We start from the raw sequence: 20,616 nt of genomic DNA on the forward strand, positions 1-20,616 counted from the left end.
GGGCTCGACGATCATCACGGCCGTGCCACCTCGAGCAGCTCTCGGAGTTCGCGCATCGCGGTGGTCAGCTCCCCGGCGAAGGTGTGCATCTGGCCCGCCACGTGGCGCGGTGTGCTCAGGTAGATGTTCAGGGTGTCGGCCAGCAGCACGTACGCCACCCCGACGCACTGCGGGCTGGTCGATCCGAACCCGAAGTACCGGACGTTCGTCGACGGCGCCGAGCTGGTGCTGAGGAAGTCGTCGCGCATGACGAGCCAGCCGGGGCTGCGGTACAGGGCGTGCGGCTCCGCGTCACCGGCGCGCCGCGACAGCTCCCACAGGTGCTGCTCGGGTGCCGCGCCTGCCTGGCACTCCTTGGCACGGGCGACGTGTTTCCCGGCCGCGGCACGGAAGGCGTCGCGACGGGCGGCGGGGTCGGCGGACTCGTCGTCCATTGTGGACACGAAGTGCAGCACCTCGGGGGTGACGACCCGCATCGCCTCGGTGCGGCCGTGCCGGAACTGGCGGGTGGCGATCGACTCGTAGGTGGCGCCGGTGAGCCCCTTGGCGCGCCGGTGAGCGAGCTGGTAGGCCATCTGCACGAACGCGTCCGGTGACATGCCGAGCCGTTTCGCGGTGTTCGCACCGAAGTCCGGGAACGTCAGCGTGGCCGTCGCCGTGGCGGCGGCGTACGCGGCGAACGACTCGGCGGCGGCGCGGGCCGTGTCACGCAGCGCGTCGTCGAGGGTGAACTCGATGGGCGTGGTGGCCGGGAGGCCGTGCGCGGTCGGCCGGGCGGCCGGTGCCGTGCCGAACAGGGTGTCCACGAAGGCGAGGACCGTCGTCCCGTCCAGGCCGCAGTGTTCGAGGTTGATCCCCGCGGAGCCGTCGGCGAACACGACCAGGGAAAGCGACTTGTCGAACCACCGGTTCCCGCTGTTGCCGTGGAGCAACTGGTCACAGGCCTGCTCGGTGTTCGCGGGCGTGTGCTCGTCGAGGCACAGGCAGAACAGCGCGGTCTCGATCTCCTCCAACGCCTCGGCGTTGCCCGCGTCGAGCAGGGCCTGCCGCGTGGTCGCCCACTCCGCTCGCGCCATCGTGGTCAGGTGGCCCACGGCGGTCGACGGGTCGGTCACCGCCGCGTCGAACTTCGTGATCGCGCGCAGGGCGTCGGCGATGTCGTCGCGCCCGTAGGGCAGGCCGTCCTCGGCGAGCACCTCCAGCCGGAACACGGTGCTGCGGTGGAACACCACGATGTGCCGGGCCGTCGAGGGGCCGGGCGCGTCGGCGCTGTACGGTGCGCGGACGGTGTCCTGCACGGCGCCGGGGATCCGGGTGGTGGAGAACAGGAACCGTTGCTGTGCCATGGACAGCGGCTGCCCGCGCAGGGTGGCGGGCGGGATCTGTTCGTCGTCGAGCCGCAGCTTGTAGTCCACGGTGCCCGCGACGAGCCCGGCGGCGCGCTCGACCTGCTCCTCGCCGGAGTCGTGGAACAGGAAGAAGAAGTTGGCGTTGAGCGCGATCCGGTCGCGCCGCCCGAGGTAGCGGTAGGCCCAGAAGTCGTCCAGCCAGCTGTGCACCCCCGGCTGCTCGTCGTACCGGAGCAGCTCCGCCTGCAGCGTGTGCGCCGGGCTGTCCTCCGCCAGGAACGCCGCCACCGCCGCTTCGGTCTCCGCGCGTTGCGCGTCCGTGAGCAACGGCGCCGACCACTCGAGGAATCGCTCGCAGCTCTCGGCGATGCCGGGGACGGGCACCCGGGGCAGGTGCGCCTCGTTGCCGAAGGTGTTGTCGCTGATCGTCACGGTCATCCTCGGGTCTCAATGGGTTTCGGCGGGCCGGGAAAGGTAGAGCTGCGCGCAGAGCCAGCCCTCGGTCTCCAGTGCGTGCGGCTGTGCCCCGGTGGCGCCGATCGCGTCCAGGATCTGTGCCTGCTCCTGCGCGGAGACGAACCGCCGCTGCTTGAACAGTCCCTCGACGGCGACCGTCTCGTAGCCGAGCCCCGCGAGGCTCTCCGCGATCGGTTCGTAGGAGAACATGCGCAGCACGAAGTGTGCCATCACGGGCTGCCGCCCGCCGGGAAGGCTCGCGATGCGGGCGATGGTCCGTTCGGTGACGTAGCCGACGCAGCCGGTCGAGACCACCAGGTCCGCCTCGGCCAGCTGGGCGCGCTGCGATCCGGTCGGCTCGTGTCGTTCGAGGTCCGCGTGGATCGCCACGTCGACGAAACCGGCGGCGCGGGCGTACTCCAACGCCGGTGCCGACACGTCCAGCCCGATGAACCGGACGCCGGCCCGCGCGACCCGCGCACGGTCGTCCGCGATCAGCTCGGCGCGGTCCATGCCGGCCGTCCGCGCGCTCGCGTAGTGCTCGTAGAGCTCGTCCATCGTCGTGTCCCACCGGTACAACGCGGCGTTGACGCCGTACGAGCAGCCGACGTCCAGCACGGTCGGCTGGTCGCACCCCGCGATCAGCTCCGCGAAGTACGGCTTGGCCAGCTGCGGCAGCTGGTAGTCGAACTCGCGCAGGGCGGAGAAGTAGGGGCGGGGATCGGGTTCGGTGTAGACGTGGTCGAAGGAGACCTTGCCGGTCGTGTCGAAGTGCACGGCTCATTCCCCACTAGTCGAGCAGGTGGTCGCCTCGGACGGTCTGGCCCTGTGTGTGCGCGGGGGTCACCCGGCCGAAGAGCTGCCTGGTGCGTTCCACGCTGCCGATCACGCCGGGCCGCTCGCTGTAGGCGAAGATCGCCGTGTGCCGGGCCACCGAGCCGCGCACGGTGCTGACCCGGTGCAGCGAGAACCGGCCGCGGAACAGTTGCAGGTCGCCGGGGCGCAGTTCGAGCTCGCGGACGAGGTGGTCGCCGCGGCCGGCGAGCACGGCCTCGACGTCCGCGAAGTTCTCCGCGTCGGCGGAGCGGATGTTCGGGCAGTACTCGAACACGCCACCGTCGTCGGCGGGCTGGGTCAGCATGCTGACGGTGAACTCGTTGGTGTCGAAGTGCCACGGGTGGGCGCGGCCCGGCGCGATCACGTTGAGGGTCAGGCCGGACAACGGATCGGCCAGCTCGTGCAGCTCGTCCAACCCGAAGCAGTCGGCGACGAAGCGCTGGAACACCGGGCTGGCGTAGAGCTGCTGGATGACCGAGGCCACCGGGATGTGGTCGCGAGCGACGAACGCGTTCCCGCGTTCCATGACCCGGCGAGCCGGATGCCCGTTCGGCAGCGGCGAGTCGAGCGCGATGTTGTACGCGTTGACACGTTCGACCTCGCTGTGCGCCAACGGGGCTATCCGCGCGCATTCCTCCCGCAGCGCGGTGAGCAGCGAGGGTCTGATGAACTCGGGAAGCACGCAACAACCGACATCTGAGAGCCCGGCACGCGTGCTGTCGACGACGGCCCGCCAGCCCGGCCCGTCCGGCTCGGACAAGGGATAGCGGTCGGTGTTCACCACCTGGCCTGCCGGCACCGTTTCCGACACGCTCATGGAGCTCCCTCCCGACGGGTGACACCACAAGGATCGTGGCACACCGTGTTCGGCCGCCGCTCGTGACACGGCCCACATCAGCACGACATCCGGAGCCGGCGCGAATCCGCCCTCACGCTCCGCCGGGCTCAGGGGGACGGATTTCCGCGTCAATTGTGTCAACCCGCTGATCGGGTGGAAAGACATCTACTCAGAGTCATTCCGAATTGTTCAACGCTCAAGTTCGCATACTCGAAAAGCGGTCGAAACCGGGTCGATTCGCGGCGGCATGGAACGGCGAGATGCGTCCTGTTTGTGACGTACGCAGAAATAGGCCGATCGGCGTGTTGTCCGCACAACTCGCTGATCGGCGCCATTTGCGAAAGCTTCTACCTGAGCGTAGATGTGATAGGAAAACAGTCAACGTGATGTATGTCACATCAATTCCGGGTTGTTGGCTCGCGTACGTCCTCCCCAAGATGAGACCGGTGGCCGCCTCCGCGTGGGCCGCGGATTCGGTCGACAATCAATGTTCTTCCGTGTGCCGGGTAATCGGCGCACGGTAGTCGCCTGCCCAAAAACAGATGGAGGGGGGTGAATCAACATGCCAGTCGAGACGTTCCACGACTCCATCCTCGATGGTGAGGAGGCCGAGGCCGTGCTCGCCGCCTTCGAGGAGGAGGACGACGAGTGAGCCGGGCTCGTCCGTGACGAGCATCCGTGAGTGAGCCGGGGCGCCCCGCGCACTCGCCGGTGGCGGGCAGGCGACAGCCGGCCCGCCACCCCCGGAACTTCTCCGCTAGGAGGCACATGACGTCCGCATCCACCGACACCCGGCGCGCCGAGGTCAACCTGCGGCTGCTCTGGTCGGGGCAGCTGGTGAGCCAGGTCGGCAGCGAGGTCACGAAGCTGGCCCTGCCGCTGTACGCCCTCAGCGCGTTGCACGCGACATCCGGCCAGCTGGGCCTGCTGCGTGCCGCGGCGTTCGCACCGGTCATGGTCGCGATGCCGCTCATCGGGGTGTGGACGGACCGGTTGCGGCGCAGGCCGGTGCTGATCGCGGTCAACACGGCGCAGGCGGTCGTGCTCGCACTGCTCGCCGCCGCCGCGTTCAACGGGGACGCCGTGCTGGTCGTGCTCGTCGCGGGCGTCGCCGTGCTCGGTGTCCTCGCGCAGTTCGCGGAGGTCGGTTATCCCGCGCTGGTGCCCGCCGTGGTCGGGGAGGGCGACCTCGCCAGGGCCAACGGCAGGCTGTTCGGCGCCCAGTCCATCGCCGAGACCGCGGGGCCCGGCATCGCCGGGTTGTTGCTCGGGTGGGTCGGGCTCGGGTGGGTGCTGGTGCTCGACGCGCTCAGCTTCCTCGTCGCCACGGCCACCCTGTTGCGCATCCGGGTGGTGGAAACCGTGCGCGACCGGGCCGAGCGGCACCTGCTCCGCGAGATCACGGTGGGCCTTCGGGCGGTCGTCGCGCACCCGGTGCTGCGCGCCACGATCGCCACCGCGACCACGTACAACCTCGTCGACTCGGCCGCGACGACCGTGTTCCTCGTGCACGCCGCCAACGGCCTCGGCATGTCCGTCACCCAGATCGGGATGGTGCTCGGCTGTGGCAGCGTCGGCGCGATCCTGGGCAGTTTCGCTTCGTCGAGGATCGCTGCGGCGCTCGGCATCGGCCGGGCCATGACTCTCATGCAGGCTGCGGGCACGATCCTGCCGTTCGCGCTGGTCCTGCCCGACGACGCGGGACTCGGCTCGGTCGCGCTGTGCACCGCCGTGTTCGTCGTCTGGTGCTTCGCCATCGCCGCCTACAGCGTGCAGTCGCTCAGCATCCGCCAGTCGGTCACGCCCGAACACCTCCTCGGCCGCGTGATGGCGGGCAGCTGGGTCTTCGTCCTCGGCGCCGTCCCGATCGGCGCGCTCCTCGGCGGTGCGGCGGGCAACGCGTGGGGCCCCGGCACGGCACTCGTCGTCTGCCTGCTCGCGCTGCCGATCTCCCTGGTCGTGCTGGCGACGTCGCCGGTACCGCGGATCACGGCGCTGCCCAAGCCCGACCCGGCCTTCTGGGAGCGCCATGGCTGAGCGGATGGCGATGACCACCTTCACCGCCGAGGTGGCCCAGATCCCGGTCGTCGCCGGGTGCTGGTCGTGGGGAAACCGGCGCACCTGGGGGTACGGGACGCGGTTCGGCGACACGGACGTGCGCGCCGCGGTCGAGACGCTCACCGAGCACGGGGTGCGGTGCTACGACACCGCCGAGGTCTACAGCAGGGGGCGGGCCGAACGGTTGCTCGGCGACTGCGCGGGCGGCGCCGCGATCGTCTCGACGAAGTTCTTCCCCTACCCGTGGCGCCTGGCCAGGGGCCAGTTCCTGCGCGCGGTCGAGCGCGGCAACCGCAGGCTGCGCATCGACCGAGCGCACCTCTACCAGGTCCACCACGAGCCACCGCGCCCGCTCCTGCGGCGACTGGCCGGACACCTCGCCGCCGCGCGCCGCGCCGGGCTCGTCGAATCCCTCGGCACGTCCAACCTGTCCTCGGACGGGCTGCGCGCGACCGTCGCCGCGCTGGCCGAGCACGGTGAACGGGTCAGCGCACACCAGGCCCGGTACAACCTCTGCGACCGCCGTGTCGAACGCGACGGGGTCGCCGACCTCTGCCGCGCGGAGGGCATCGTGCTGCTGGCACACAGCGCCCTCGGCCAGGGCCTGCTGTCCGGGCGCTACCGCGCGGGTGACGCCATGACCGGCCGCAGACCGCTGAACGAGCAGGTGCTGCGGCAGGCCGACCCCGTGATCCAACTGCTGATCCGGTACGCCGACCGGCTCGCGACCTCACCCGCCGCGGTCGCGCTCGCCTGGCTGCGGCACCAGGGCGCGGTGCCCATCGTCGGGGTCCACGACCGCCGCCAGGCGCAGGAGGCGGCACAGGGGCTCGGCGTGACGCTCACCGACAAGATGGCGCTGCGCCTCGACGCGGTGACCCGGCCGTGGCGAGGGAAGTCGTGACCGCGGCGGCGGATCGCGCGGAGCTGCGCGACCGGCTGCTGCGCGTGCTCGGCGGCGTGCCGGCCACTCCGTCGCCGTCGCAGTCCCAGATGCTCGCCGCCGCGGCCGCGAAGGACGGGCTGTCCCCGCACGTCGACCTCGTCTCCGCGCGGATCACCGGGCCGGTCGACGTCCCGGCGCTCCGGGCGGCACTCGACGCGCTGGTCGCGAGGCACGAGATGCTGCGCACCCACTTCGTGTTCTCCCCGAGCCCGCTGATGGTGATCCGGCCACCGGAACGGGCGCGGCTGACGGCCGAACCGATCTCCGGCCTGGCCGACGCGGCGGCACGGGCGGGCGCGCTCATGGCAACCCCGGTCGACGTCCGTTCCACCGCACCGCACCACGCTCTGCTGCTGTCGGTCGACGAGCGCACGCACGTCCTGCTCGCCCCGCTGCCGCACCTGCGGTGCGACGAGGTCTCCCACGCCGTCTACCTGCGCGACCTGGCAGCCCGGTACGCGGGCGAGCCGCTGCCACCGCCCGGCAACTACCGCGACCACGCACAGGCCCAGGGCGCGGCACTCGCCGACGGTGTCGCCGTGGCTCGCCGCGCCGCGGCGCTCGCACCGCCCCTGCCCGCCATGACCTGGCCGAGGACCCCGGAGCGGCGCCGCTACCGCCAGCTCACCGTCGCCGACACCTGGGAGCGGACGTGGCTCGCCGACGTGACCCGGCGGCTCGCCGCCAGGGGCGTGACGTTCGGCATCGCGTGCGCGGCGGCGTACGTCGCGGCCCTCCACGGCGTGACCGGCGCCGAGGACGTGCGGGTCGGCACGTCGATGGCCAACCGCGGCCCCGCGCACACCGGCACGATCGGCCTGTTCGCCACCCAGTCGGTCCTGCGGGTACGGGCCACGGGCACGGTCGGCGACGTGCTGACGCGCACCCGTGCGGCGATGCTCGGCGCGATCGACGACGCCCACGTGCCGCTCGCGCCGGTGCTCGGCGCCCTGCGGGCGGCCGACCCCGCGTTCCGCTCGTCGAGCCTGTACGAGGCGACGCTCGCGGTCGTCAACCAGGGCACCGAGATCCCCGCGGGCGCCGAAACGACCTTCGAACCGGTGGACGGCTTCGACGTGGCCGACCGGCCCAAGCCCGCGTTCGTGCCAGCGCACCTCGCGGTGCGGCGGGGGACCGCGGACCGGGACACCGAGGTGCGGTTCGGCTACAACTCCGACCTGCTCACCAAGGACGACGCCACCGGGGTCCTCGCCGCGATGGCGCGCTACCTGCGCGCGGCCGCCGACGACCCCGGCCGGCGCCTCGCCACCGTGGCGGGGGTGGTGCGCCATGGGTGACCGCGGACCGCGGTGGTGGGACCTGTCGCCGGTGGCGCTCGCGCTCCGGTGCGCGGTTCGCACCGCGGGCACGCGGGTCGCGGCGGCCGCGGCGTCGGTAGCGGATGACCGGCTCACGCGCAGCGCGTGGCGCACCGAGGCGACCGCGCTGGCGGCGATGTGGCGGTTCCACCGCGACGCGGCGCGCGCGGTGCGGGCGCTCGCGCCGGACCTGCGGACCGACCGGCTCGGGGTGCCGTGGGCGACGGGCACCACGACCGAGGTGTGGCGAGCGCTCGGCGTCGCGACGGCCCGCTCACACGGGTTCGCGATGGACCTCGCCCGCAGGCGGACGGCCGGGACACTGCACGAACTGCTCGGCGAGCGGGTGCTCGACGACGACGTGCGGGCCCGGCGCATCGGCTTCGCCTTCTACGCCGAGCGGATCGTCGCCGCGCTGCCTCCGCACCAGCGCGCAGTCCTCGACGCGTACGCCGAGGGCGTCAACGCGTTCCGCGCGCGGGCGACGCCGTGGGAGTACGCGGTGCTCGGCGCGGCGCCCGCGAACTGGTCGGCCGTCGACTCCGTGCTCGTCGCACAGGACATGTTCCACCAGCTCACCGACCCCGCGGGCGGTGAGCTGCGGGACCGGCTCGACGAACTCGCGCCCGGCGCGGGCGACCTCGTCGACCGGTCGCTGGGCACCACGACCGCGCTCGACGGGACAGAACGGTGCGACCGGGCCGCCGCCGCTCTGCTCCGCCGGGTCCTCACCGCCGCGCGCGCCGAACAGGCCGACGGCACGCCACTGCGGACCGAACCCGCCGCCGGGTCGAACAGCTGGGTGGTGGGCACCGAACTCGCCAACGACATCCACCTCGCGCTCGGTGTCCCGAACACCCTCGTCGCGGCCGGGGCGACGATCGAGGGCACCGGGGTGCGCGGGTTCCTGCGCCCCGGGCTCCCGGTGTTCCTCGCGGGCACCACCAGGGACCTGTCGTGGGGCCTGACCCGGTTGTGCGGCCGCACCGGCGAACGACTCACCCCTGGTGCGCCAGGGACGGCGACCGTCGTGGACCGCGACGAGGTGCTCACCGCGGGCACCGGGACCGCGCGGGTCCGGGTGCGGCTCGCGGAGGCGGGACCGGTGCTGTCGGACGGGTCGGTCCTGCGCTGGCTCGCGCTCGAACCGGGTGGGATCGAGCTGGGGCTGGGCGACCTCGTGCGGTGCGGCACGGTCAGCCAGGCGTGCGACGCCGCCGCGGTGTCCGGTGCGCCACCGGTGAACCTGCTGGTGACCGACCGGCACGGCGGGTCCGCGTGGACGGTCGCGGGCCGGCTCGTCCGCCGGGGGAGCGGTGACGGGGTCGTGCCGCCCGAGGGCGTGCCGAAGGTCGTCGGGCAGCGGGTGCTCGTCACCGCGAACTGCGACCCCGCCGTGGGCATGCCGGACGGGCGGTCGGTCGCCGAGAACGCCTACCCGCACCACCGCGCCCGGCGCATCGCGGAGTCGCTGCGCGCGGGGCGCCCCGCCCCGGTCGTCCAGTCCGATGTGGACGCCGCGTTCTACCGGCCGTGGCGCACGGTCTTCCTGCCCTACCTCGAGCCGCACCCCGCGGTCGCGGCGGCGGTCGCGAGCTGGGACGGCACCGCGGACGTGCACGCGCGCGGCCTGCACTACCTCGTGCTGCTGCACCGCATCGTGCGCGGGAAGGCGCTGGCGGGCCTCGCACCCCGCACACCGACGGCCGAGCTGTTCGGGGCCACCTCACTCGCCGCCCTCGACGGCGAGCTCGCGGAGATCGTCGCCGATGCCGACCCGGCGACCGCGCCCGCCGGCTTCCGCGACTGGCCGCACCTGCTGCGCTGGGCCGTGCGGGCGGCGACGCTCTACCTGGAGCGGCAGCTGGGGCCGGGCGCGCCGGACACGCCATGGGGTGCGGTCAACCGCCTCGGCCTGCGTCACCCGCTGTCCCCGGCGTTGCCCCGCCTGCGCTGGGCCATCGACCACCCGGACGTGCCGAGGGCCGGTTGCCAGCAGTCGGTCGACGCCGCGGCGGCGGGGTTCGGCGCCGCCATGCGCATGGTGAGCGACCCCGTCACCGGGGAGTTCCGGGTCAGCTGGCCGGGCGGGCAGTCCGGCGACCCCCTCGCCACCGGATACCGCGCGCTGCTGCCGCGCTGGCTCGCGGGCGGGCTGGTCGACCTCACCCCACCCGAGGGGAGCGGGCGATGACCGCGCCCTGGTTCTCCCGGTCCACAGTGGACGCGCCGGTCCGGCTGTTCTGCCTGCCCTACGCAGGGGGCAACGCGACCGCGTTCCGGCACTGGCAGGGGCTCCTCGCCCCGCACGTCGAGGTCGTCCCGGTACGCCTGCCCGGCAGGCTGGGCCGGGTGGCCGAGCCGCCGTTCACGCGGATGCCCGACCTGGTCGCCGCGCTGGCCGACGCGATGAACCCGTTGCTGGACCGGCCCTACGCGCTGTTCGGCGTCAGCATGGGCGCGCACGTCGCGTTCGAGACCGCGCGCGTGCTCACCGCACGCTCCCGGCCGCCCACGCGGCTGTTCCTCGCGTCCTACCCGTCCCCGACCGCGGACCTCGTCCGCGAGAGCGGCGAGGACCTGTCGAACGCCGAGTTCGTGGCGCGCCTGCGGGAGATCGGCGCGGTCCCGGCCGAGGTGCTGGGTGACCACGAGCTGATGCGGCTGCTGCTGCCGACCGTGCGCGCCGACTTCGCCGTCACCGGCAACCACGTCGACGACGGCACGGTGCTGACCGGGGTGCCGATCACCGCGATCCACGGCGCCGGTGACCACACCGTCACCGCCGACCACGTGCGCCGCTGGGCGGATAAGGCAGGCGACGGCTTCGAGTTCGTGCAGGTTCGGGGCGACCACTTCTTCGTCCACAGTCACGAGTCGACCCTGTTCACGCTGCTGCGGGACAGGCTGGCAAGGAAGGGCGCACACGTGGGAGACGATCTCAGCGGCCGCCTCGCGGCATTGAGTCCGGAACAACGGCAACGGCTCAGGGACCGGCTCCAGGTCGGCGCCCGGAAGACTACGGACGAACCGCGCCCCGCGGGCCCGCGGTGGAGCCTGTTCTTCTTCGGCACCGGTCACGGCCGCGAGACCCGTGAGCAGTACCGGATGATGCTCGACTGCGCGCGGTTCGCCGACCGCAACGGGTTCGAGGCACTGTGGGTGCCGGAACGCCACTTCGACGCGTTCGGCGCCCCCTACCCGAGCCCCGCCGTGCTCGCCGCCTCGCTCGCGACGGCGACCGAACGCCTGCGCATCCGGGCGGGCAGTGTCGTGCTGCCGCTCCACGACCCGGTCCGCGTCGCCGAGGACTGGTCGGTCGTGGACAACATCTCCGGCGGCCGCACCGGTATCGCGCTCGCGTCCGGCTGGCACGCCAACGACTTCGTGTTCCAGCCGGACAACTACGAGAAGCGCAAGCAGGTGCTCGTCGACCACCTCGCGACGCTGCGCGAACTGCTCGCCGGTGGCCGGATCCAGCGGGTCGACGGAGCGGGCAAGGAGATCTCGTTCCGCACCTTCCCCAACCCCGCCGCGGGCACGCTGCCGATGTGGATCACCAGCTCGTCGTCCGAGCAGACCTGGCGGACCGGGGCCGAACTCGGTCTCCACGTGCTGACCGGGCTGGTGGAGCAGAGCGTGGCCGACGTCGCCGACCGGGTGCGGGTCTACCGCGACGCGCTGCGCGAGCACGGCCGCGACCCCGAGGCCCACACGGTGACCGCGATGGTGCACACGTTCATCGGCAAGGACACCGACGACGTCCGCGCGATGGTGCGGGAGCCGCTCACCGCCTACCTGCGCGCCCACATCAACCTGTACGAGAAGCTCGCGCGCAGCACGGACCTGTCGATCGACCCCGACCGGGTCACGCAGGCCGACAAGGACGCGCTGGCCGCGCTCGCGTTCGAGCGCTACTTCACCAGCCACGGGTTGTTCGGCACCCCGGCCGAGGCGTTGCCCATGGTGCACCGCCTCACCGGCGCGGGCGTCGACGAGATCGCCTGCCTGATCGACTTCGGGCTCCCCGCCGACACCGTGCTCGAACACCTCGAGGACCTGGCCCGGCTCCGCGACCTGGCGAGCGAGCCCGCCTCGTGACGTCGACACCGACCGCTCCGGCAGCCGCGCGCGCGTGGCGCCGGCCGACCGGCGCGCTGCTGCGCGAACTCCCCCGGGCGCACGGCGGGCTCACCGCCGCGCTCGCCGTGGTGGTGCTCGCCGCGGGGATCACGCCCGCCGCGCTGGTCGTCGCGGTCGGACGGCTCGCGGACGCGCTCCTGGTCGCGGGCACCCCGGCCCGGGACGCGGCGGTCGCGACCGCCGCGGTCGGTGTCCTGTTCGTGCTGCAGCAACTGCTCGACCCGGCGGCCGCCCAGCTCGCCGACGCGCTCGGCCGACGTGTCGACCGCCGTCTCCGGAACCGGACGCTCGCCGCGTGCCTGACCCCGGACGGCGTCGGGCACCTCGCGGACCGGGACACGCTCGCGCTCGTGTCCGGCGTCGCCGAGGCAGGCGTCACGAAGGCCACCGCACGCGACGCGCTGGCGGCCGCCGTCGCCGTCGGCACGATCCGCCTGCAAGGGGTGTGCTGCGCGGCCGTCCTCGCCGGGTTCCACTGGTGGCTCGGCCTCGGACTGCTCGCCGCGTTCGCCGTGTTCACCTCGGGTGCGGTGGCGGACTACCGGGCCGGGGCCCGCGCTCTGGGCGCCGCGCCGGCGTCGCTGCGCAGGCCGAACTACCTGCGCGGCATGGCGCTGGACCCCGCGAACGCCAAGGACCTCCGCCTGTTCGGCCTGGCCTGCTGGGTGGACCAGCGGTTCCACCGCGAGTGGCTCGCCGCCGTGACCGCGCCGCGCGGCGAGGGCCGCCGGTGGTGGCTCGTGCCCGCGCTCGGCGCGGGCACGCTGCTGGCGCAGCTCGCCGTGTACTGCTGGCTCGCGGCGGCGGTGGCGGGCGGCGCCATCGGCGCTGGCGAGTTCGTGGCGTACGCGGGCGCGGTGCTCGGCGTGGTCGGCATCCTCGTCGCCAGCCCCGACAACCTCACGATCGCGCACGGCTCGGCCGCCGTGCCACTGGTGTCCCGCCTGACGGCGGTGGTGCCACCCGCCAGAGGCGGGGCCGCCGACCCGCCACCGCTCACCGACGGGATCCGCCTGGAGGCGGTGACGTTCACCTACCCCGGACGGGACCGGCCGGTGTTCGACCGGCTGACCCTCGACATCCCGGCCGGGCGCTCGCTCGCGATCGTCGGGCTCAACGGCGCGGGCAAGTCCACGCTCGTGAACCTGTTGTGCGGACTGTACGAACCCGACGACGGCCGTGTCCTCGTCGACGGCGTCCCGCTGTCCACAGTAGACCTCACGGCGTGGCGGCGGCGGATCGCCGCGGTGTTCCAGGACGTCACCCGCTACGAGCTGTCGCCGGCGGCCGCGATCGCGCTGGGCACGCCGGAGCACGCGGACGACCACACCGGGATCGTCGCCGCCGCCCGGCAGGCGGGCGTGGCCGAGGTGCTCGAACGCCACGGCTGGCGGCGCGAACTCGCCGACGAGGCCGGGCTTTCCGGCGGGCAGTGGCAGCGGGTGGCGCTCGCCCGCGCGTTCTTCGCGGTCCGCCACGGCGCCCGCCTGCTCGTGCTCGACGAACCGACCGCGTCGCTCGACGTGCGTGCCGAGGCCGAACTCAACGCCACACTGCTGTCCGGGCCGCGTGAGCTGACCACGGTGCTCGTCAGCCACCGGTTCGCGACCGTGCGCCTCGCCGACCGGATCGTGGTGCTGCGCGACGGCGTGGTCGCCGAGGACGGCGACCACGACACCCTGGTCGCCGCGGGCGGCGAGTACGCCCGCCTGTTCCACCTGCAGGCGCGGAGCTTCCTCGACGGGGAGGAGGTGCGCGGCCGTGACTGGTGACCGGATGCGCGGCCTCGCCGCGGCGGTGGGGGTGTGCGTGCGCGCCGACCGGCCCGCCGCCATCGGCTGCATGGCGTTGTTCACCGTGCGGCCGCTCGCACTCGTGTGCACCGCGTACGGGCTCAAGCTGGTCGTCGACGCCGCCGCGGTGCGGGACGTGCCGACGGCCGTGGCGGTCGGCGCCGCGATCGCGGCGGTGAACTCGGCGGGGTTCGTCGCCGGTCTGTGGGGTGTCCGGCTCGCACACCGGGTGATGACCGGCGCCGGTCACGCCGTCGACCGCGAACTGGTCCGGCTCTCGCTGCGCCCGGTCGGCATCGACCACCAGCGTCGGCGCGACCACCTCGACACCGTCGCCGTGCTGGCGAAGGAACAGGTGAGCCTCTCCGAGAGCGCGGACGTGCTCGCCCTGCTCCTCGGCGCGACGCTGCGGGCCCTGTGCACCGTGGCGCTGCTCGCCGCCGTCAGTCCGTGGCTGTTGCTGGTGGTGGTGTTCGCGGTGCCCGCGCTGCTGGCGAGCTCCCGTGCCGAACGCGTACGGCAGGAGGCGCTCACCGCCACCGCCGAGGGCGACCGGCGCGCACGCACCCTGTTCACGCTCGCCACCACCTCGGCGCCCGCGAGGGAACTGCGCATGCACGGGATCCAGCGCGAGATCCTGGCCCGCCACACCGGCCTCGGCGTGGACGGCGACCGGCTGCTGGACCGAGCGGCCCGCCGCGCGTTCGCACTGTCCGCGCTGGGCTGGCTCGTGTTCACCGCCGGGTACGCCGGAGCGGGGCTGCTGGTCGTCGTGAGCGCCGCCCGCGGTGGCGTCGGTGTCGGCGACGTCGTCATGGTCCTCATGCTCCTCACCAGCATCGTGTTGCAGATGACGCAGACGGTCCGGTTCGCCGGTCTGCTGAACCGGTGCGCGGCGGCCGGGCGCGGACTGGTGTGGCTGCGGCGGACCGCCCCACCGGCGGACCGGCCGAGGGGCGCCGCACCCCCCGACGTGCTGCGCGACGGGATCACGTTGTGCGGGCTGCGGTTCCGCTACCCGGGCGCGGCGACCGACGTGCTCGCCGGTGTCGACCTGCACCTGCCCGCGGGCACCGTCATCGGTCTGGTCGGCGAGAACGGCAGCGGCAAGAGCACGCTCGTCGCGTTGCTGACCGCGATGCACCAGCCGGACGGCGGCGAGATCCTCGTCGACGGCACCCCGCTCGCCGACCTCGACAGCGAGAAGTGGCGCGGACGCACGACCGGCCTGTTCCAGGACTTCGCCCGCCTCGAGTTCGAGGTGCGGGAAGCCGTCGGCGTCGGGCACCTGCCCGCGCTGGACGACGCGGCCGCGGTCGCGTCGGCGCTGACCCGCGCCGACGCGGACACCGTCGTCGCCGCTCTCCCGGCCGGCACCAGGACCCAGCTCGGCGCCAGCTTCCCGCACGGCACCGAGCTGTCCGGCGGTCAGTGGCAGCGGATCGGCTTGGCACGCGGCATGATGCGCCGTTCCCCGCTGCTGCAGGTGTTCGACGAGCCCACGTCGGCCATCGACGCGGAGACCGAACGAGCGTTGCTGCGCCGCCACGTCGCCGCCGCACGCGAGTACGGCGCCACGACCGGAACCGTCACGGTCCTCGTGTCCCACCGGTTCTCGAGCGTGCGCGACGCCGACCTGGTCGTCGTGCTCGACGCGGGACGCGTCGCCGAGGCGGGCACCCACGACGAGCTCCGCGCGGCGCGCGGCGTGTACGCCCGCCTGTACGAGCTGCAGGCGGCGGGCTACCGGCGGACACGGAGGAACCCAGCCATGCACGCGACCACGGAGGAGCGATGACCGGCAGCCAACCGTCCAGTTCGGACACCCTGCTCGGCAGGCTCGACGAGTGGTCCCGCGACCGCCCGGACGCGGTTGCGTACCGGCTGCTCGGCGACGGGGAGACCGAGACCGCCCGGCTCACGTACGGACAGTTGCGTGCCGAGGCGGACCGGGTGGCCCGAGGCGTGCGCCGGCACGGTGCGGTCGGCGACCGGGTGGCGTTGCTGTACACCCCGTCACTGGACTTCGTCGCCGGGTTCCTCGGGGTGCTGCGTGCGGGCCGGGTCGCGGTGCCCCTCGCGGCCCCGGTCGCGCACGGCGCCTCCACGGCGGGCATGCACGCGATCCTGCGTGACGCCGACGTGTCCCTGGTGCTGACCGACTTCCCGGACACGGACGTCACGGCGTGGCTGCGCGGCGAATGGCCGGTCGCGCACGTGCGGGACCTCGACGACGACGAGACCGAACTCGCGTCCGCGTCCGCGGATCTCGCGCTGCTGCAGTACACCTCGGGCTCGACCGGCTCGCCCCGCGGCGTCATGGTGAGCCACCGCAACCTGATGGCGAACCAGGAACAGATGCGGGCCGCGTTCGGGCAGGGCGACGACGCGGTCGTCGTGAGCTGGCTGCCGTTCTTCCACGACATGGGTCTCATCGGCGGCGTGCTCCACCCCCTGTACCTCGGCGCGACCGCGGTGCTCATGCCGCCCGCGACCTTCCTGCGCGAGCCGGTCCGCTGGCTGCGGGCGATCAGCCGGTACCGGGGCACGATCTCCCCGGCCCCGAACTTCGGCTACGACCAGTGCGTGCGGCGCGTCCGCGCCGACGACCTGCCCGGCCTCGACCTGTCCAGCTGGCAGGTCGCGTGCAACGGCAGCGAGCCCGTGCACCCGCGCGTGCTCACGGCGTTCGCGGAAACGTTCGCGCGGTGCGGATTCCGCGCGGAGAGCCTCGTGCCCTGCTACGGGCTCGCCGAGGCCACGCTGCTCGTCAGCGCCAGCGCGGGCAGGCGGCCGCGCGTCGAACCGCACGTGTCCTGCGGCGCCGCGGTGACCGACGTGGTGATCGTCCGGGACGGCACCGCGGTGCCCGACGGGACCGAGGGCGAGATCTGGGTGCACGGCCCGAACGTGGCCGGCGGGTACTGGCGCGACCCGAGCGCGACGGAGGAGCACTTCCGCGCCGCGTTGCCCGGTGACCCGAGGACGTTCCTGCGCACCGGCGACCTGGGATTCGTGCTCGACGGCGAGGTGTTCGTCACCGGCCGTGTGAAGGACCTGCTGATCGTCCGCGGCCGCAACCACCACCCGCAGGACGTGGAGGCGACGGTCCAGGCGGTCGAACCCCGGCTGGTGGCGGGCGCGGGTGCCGCGTTCACCACGGATGACGACCGGCTGGTCGTGGTGCAGGCCGTCCGTGGGGGAGTGCCGGACCCGGAGGACGCGGTCGCCCGCATCCGGCAGGCGGTCGCCAGGGAACACGGGCTCGCGCTCGACGAGGTCGTGCTCGTGAAACCCGCGGGCGTGCCGAGGACCACGAGCGGGAAGGTGCGCAGGGCCGCGTGCCGGGACGACTACCTGACCGGCGCGTTGCCGGTCGTCGTCCGCGGCGGACCCGGCGGGGTGACCGGTGCGGGCGCCGAGGACCCGGGCGAGGCCGCCGAACTCGTCGCGGAGGTCCTCGGTGTGCCGGTCGGCTCGCTCGCCGACGACCGCCCGCTGACCGCGTCCGGGCTGGACTCCCTGCGCGCCATGCACCTCCAGCAGGCCCTGGCCGAGAGCGGCCGAACCGTGCCCGGTCTCGACGCGCTGCTTGGCGGCGCGACGCTGCGGGACATCGCCGCCCTCACACCCGCTGGGCCGCCGCCGCGCGCCGCGGCGCCGGGAGAGGTGACCAGGGGCCAGCAGGCGCTGTGGTTCCTCAGCCAGTGGAACGAGGGCAGCGCGGCGGCGTACGTGCTGGCACGGGCCGTCGAGCTCACCCCGGACCCGGACGCGGACCGGTTCCGCGCGGCCACCCTCGCCCTCGTCGCACGGCACGCGCAGCTGCGCAGCCGCTTCCGCCACGACGGGGTGCGCGTCGTGCGCGACGAATGGCGGGTCGGTGACCACGCATGGTTCACCGTGCGGGACGTGGACGGCGACAGCGGCGAACTGGCCGACGCCGTCGCCGCCGAGGCCGCGCGGCCGGTCGACCTGGCCGAGGACCCGCTGTTCCGGCTCGTCCTGTTCCGTTCCCCGGCCCGGCCGCCGGTCCTGCTGATCGTCGCCTCGCATCTGGTGTCGGACCTGCATTCGCTCGCCGTGATCCGCACCGAGCTCGGCGCGCTCTACGAAGGCACCCCGCTGCCGCCCGCGCCGGACGTGGCCACCGTGGTCGCCGCCGAGAACGCCTACCTGTCCTCCGCCGAAGGTCAGGCCGCACTGGCCGACTGGACCGACGAACTGCGGGACGCACCCGTCCTGGACCTGCCGAGGGACCGTGAACGCGGCACCGGCACCCGGTTTGTCGGCGACGTGACCACGTTGCGGTTCGGCGCCGAGGACACCGCCGCGCTCGACCGGATCGCCGCCGAACAGGGTGCCACCCCGTACACCGTGCTCCTGGCCGCCTACCACGGTTTCCTCGACCGGATCTGCGGGCAGAGCGACGTCGTGGTCGGCGTCCCGGTCGCGCTGCGGTCCGGCCCCCGGCTCGCCGGCGCGGTCGGTTACCTGATCAACACCGTGCCTGTCCGCATCGCCGCGACCGGCGGCGAGGACAGTCTCGTCGACCGGATCGCCCGCGGCCGCGACGCGCTGGCGACCGTGCTGGCACGGGCACGCGTGCCGCTGCCGAGCCTCGTGGAACAGCTCGGCGTCGGCGCCGACCCCTCACCGCTGTTCCAGGTCAGCTGCGGGTTCTACGACGACGGCGCGCCGGGACAGGCGGGCATCGCCGGGCTCGCGCTCGAGATCGAGGCGGCCGAGGGCGAGCTGGGGCCGTTCACGGCCAGTTCGTGGCCCCTGCCGGTGCGGACCGCGGTCACCGAGCTGGACGTGACGTTCGGGCGGACCGGCGACGGGCTCGTCGTGCGCGTCAACCACAGCACCGAGGTGTTCGACGCCGACACCGCACGCCACCTCGCGGAAAGCCTGCGCACGTTCGTGTCCGCGGCACTCGCCGCACCCCGCGAATCGTTGCGGGACCTCCCGACCTGGCACGGTCCGGGATCGGTCCTCGTGCCTGGCGAGGTCGAGGTCGGGCCCGCGTCACTGGCCGCCCGGTTCGTCGAGCAGGTCCGGACCGTGCCGGACTCGCCCGCCGTCGTGCACGGCGAGCGCACCTGGTCCTACGCCGAACTGGGCGCGTGGACGGCGCGGCTGGCGACGGCTCTGCCGCCCGCACCGCGGGACGGCGGCACGCCGGTGGCCGCCCTGTTCTTCGAGGGCGGGCCCCGGTTCGTCGCGGGCATGGTGGCCGCACTGCGCGCTGGGTACGCGTTCATGCCGTTGATGCCGGACCTGCCCAACGAGCGCCTGCGGTTCATGCTCGCCGACGCGTCCGTGGCCGCCGTCTTCGCCGCGCCGGAGGACGTCGGCCGGATCACGGCCCTGGCCGCCGACGCCGGTGTGTCCCCGGCGGTCCTGCCCATCGACGAGGCGGCCGCCGAGGCGGTCGGGGAGTCCGATGTGGACACTTCGGACTCGTTGCCGGTGCGGGACGGGAAGGCCGTCGCCTACGTCGTCTACACGTCCGGCACGACCGGGCGTCCCAAGGGCGTGATCATCACCGACGACAGCGTGCTGCCGTTGCTGTGCTGGCAGGCACGCGAGTTCCCGGCCGGGCCCGGCATGCGGATGGCGCAGACCTGCGCGCTGTCGTTCGACGTGGGGTTGCAGGAACTGCTCACGGTCCTCGTGTTCGGTGGCGCGATCTGCCTGCCGCTGCCCGGTGAGCGGTACTCCGCCGCGGGGTTCGGCGGGTTCCTCGCACGGGACCGGGCGAACGCGCTCTACGCGACACCGACGTTCATCCGGGAGCTGACCGCGCGCGACACCCCGATGCACACGATCGAGGTGGTGCAGATCGCCGGGGAGATGCTCACCAGCACCGTCGTGGAACGGGTCCGCCCGCTGTTCGCGCCCGGCTGCCACATCTACAACGGCTACGGACCGACCGAGACCAGCATCAACTGCGCCATGTACCTGACCGCACCCGGCACCGCGGCGGAGGGCGCCGCGCTGCCGGTGGGGACGCCGACCGGGCTGGCCCGGCTGTACGTGCTCGACCGGTACCACCGGCCGCTGCCGCCGACCCTGTACGGCGAGGTGTACATCGGCGGGCCGGGGGTCGGCGCAGGGTACGTCAACCGCCCCGAGGAGACGGCCGCGCGGTTCCTGCCCGACACCGTGCTGGGGCACGGCCGCATGTACCGCACCGGTGACCGCGGCCGCGTGCTCCCGGACGGCCGGCTCGTGATCACCGGCAGGCTCGACGACCAGGTGAAGATCCGCGGCTATCGCATCGAACCCGGCGAGGTGGAGGCGCAGCTGCGGCCACTGGTCGCCGACTGCGCGGTGCTCGTCGCGCCGGGCGCGAACGGCCCTCGCCTGCTCGCCTTCGTCACCGGCTCCTCGGCCGACGCCACCGAACTGCGCGTCGCGCTCGCCGAGCGGCTGCCCGGCTACATGATGCCCGCGCGCGTCGTCGTGCTCGACACCCTCCCGAGGACCCGCAACGGCAAGCTCGACACCCGCGCACTGCTCGCCACGGCCGACCGGCCGGACGCGTCGACCCGGTCCACGCGTGCGGACGGGCAGCTCCTGCCCGTCGTCGTCGGCATCTGGCGGGAGGTGCTCGGCCTGCACGAGTTCGACGTGGACGCGAACTTCTTCGAGATCGGGGGCAGCTCGCTGCTGCTCGCGCGCGTCGCCGCGGCGGTCAGGGAGGCCACCACGATCGACGTCTCCGTCCCGAAGCTCTTCCAGTACCCGACCGCGCGCAGCCTCTCCGCCTACCTGGAGAGCATGCGCGCCAACCCCCAGGACACCACCGCCAGAACCCCGTCGCTGGGCACCGCCCGGCGCGTGCGCGGACGCCAGCGCAGAGGCTGAC

Annotated in this window: 11 protein-coding genes; 8 read left to right on the plus strand and 3 right to left on the minus strand. The window is 73.5% G+C overall.

All coding sequences use genetic code 11. The annotated features are described in order from the left end of the window. Positions 1-14 precede the first annotated feature (14 nt). Genes ACIBVP_RS36185 through ACIBVP_RS36195 form a run of 3 tightly spaced genes read right to left on the minus strand, consistent with a single transcriptional unit; the run spans position 15 to position 3,459 of the window. A complete protein-coding gene (locus tag ACIBVP_RS36185; RefSeq protein ID WP_396110976.1) occupies positions 15-1,787 on the minus strand; it encodes a choline/carnitine O-acyltransferase in 1,773 nt (590 codons plus the stop codon). Between the two features lie 9 nt (positions 1,788-1,796). Further along, on the minus strand, positions 1,797-2,582 hold the full coding sequence (locus ACIBVP_RS36190; protein WP_396110977.1) for a class I SAM-dependent methyltransferase: 786 nt from the start codon (positions 2,580-2,582) through the stop codon (positions 1,797-1,799). Positions 2,583-2,595: 13 nt separating this feature from the next. After that, positions 2,596-3,459: an arpA protein gene (locus tag ACIBVP_RS36195; protein ID WP_396110978.1), complete on the minus strand. Its 864-nt coding sequence runs from the start codon at positions 3,457-3,459 to the stop codon at positions 2,596-2,598. Positions 3,460-4,248: 789 nt separating this feature from the next. Here ACIBVP_RS36195 and ACIBVP_RS36200 point away from each other — a divergent pair. The 8 genes from ACIBVP_RS36200 to ACIBVP_RS36235 are packed head-to-tail and all read left to right on the plus strand — an operon-like array spanning position 4,249 to position 20,615. Further along, positions 4,249-5,517 carry an MFS transporter gene (locus tag ACIBVP_RS36200; protein ID WP_396110979.1) on the plus strand — a complete coding sequence of 423 codons (1,269 nt, stop codon included), beginning with the start codon at positions 4,249-4,251 and terminating at the stop codon, positions 5,515-5,517. After that, positions 5,510-6,442 (plus strand): aldo/keto reductase, encoded by a 933-nt coding sequence (locus tag ACIBVP_RS36205; RefSeq protein WP_396110980.1) that lies wholly within the window; start codon positions 5,510-5,512, stop codon positions 6,440-6,442. Before ACIBVP_RS36200 ends, ACIBVP_RS36205 begins: the two co-directional genes overlap by 8 nt. Further along, entirely contained in the window at positions 6,424-7,782 is a 1,359-nt protein-coding gene (locus ACIBVP_RS36210) for a condensation domain-containing protein (protein WP_396110981.1), read from the plus strand. The genes ACIBVP_RS36205 and ACIBVP_RS36210 overlap by 19 nt, the downstream gene beginning before the upstream one ends. Beyond that, positions 7,775-9,997 (plus strand): penicillin acylase family protein, encoded by a 2,223-nt coding sequence (locus ACIBVP_RS36215; protein ID WP_396110982.1) that lies wholly within the window; start codon positions 7,775-7,777, stop codon positions 9,995-9,997. Before ACIBVP_RS36210 ends, ACIBVP_RS36215 begins: the two co-directional genes overlap by 8 nt. Continuing rightward, positions 9,994-11,904, plus strand: coding sequence for a MupA/Atu3671 family FMN-dependent luciferase-like monooxygenase (locus tag ACIBVP_RS36220; protein ID WP_396110983.1), 1,911 nt, complete (start codon positions 9,994-9,996; stop codon positions 11,902-11,904). Before ACIBVP_RS36215 ends, ACIBVP_RS36220 begins: the two co-directional genes overlap by 4 nt. Next, the gene (locus ACIBVP_RS36225) at positions 11,901-13,718 is read left to right on the plus strand and encodes an ATP-binding cassette domain-containing protein (RefSeq protein ID WP_396110984.1); all 1,818 of its coding nucleotides are present in this window, start codon (positions 11,901-11,903) and stop codon (positions 13,716-13,718) included. The genes ACIBVP_RS36220 and ACIBVP_RS36225 overlap by 4 nt, the downstream gene beginning before the upstream one ends. Then, a complete protein-coding gene (locus ACIBVP_RS36230; protein WP_396110985.1) occupies positions 13,708-15,537 on the plus strand; it encodes an ABC transporter ATP-binding protein in 1,830 nt (609 codons plus the stop codon). Before ACIBVP_RS36225 ends, ACIBVP_RS36230 begins: the two co-directional genes overlap by 11 nt. After that, positions 15,534-20,615 (plus strand): amino acid adenylation domain-containing protein, encoded by a 5,082-nt coding sequence (locus tag ACIBVP_RS36235; RefSeq protein WP_396110986.1) that lies wholly within the window; start codon positions 15,534-15,536, stop codon positions 20,613-20,615. The genes ACIBVP_RS36230 and ACIBVP_RS36235 overlap by 4 nt, the downstream gene beginning before the upstream one ends. Position 20,616 lies beyond the last annotated feature (1 nt).

This window comes from Actinophytocola sp. NPDC049390 (assembly GCF_044466355.1).
In the GTDB taxonomy this organism is placed as follows: Bacteria; Actinomycetota; Actinomycetes; order Mycobacteriales; family Pseudonocardiaceae; genus Actinophytocola.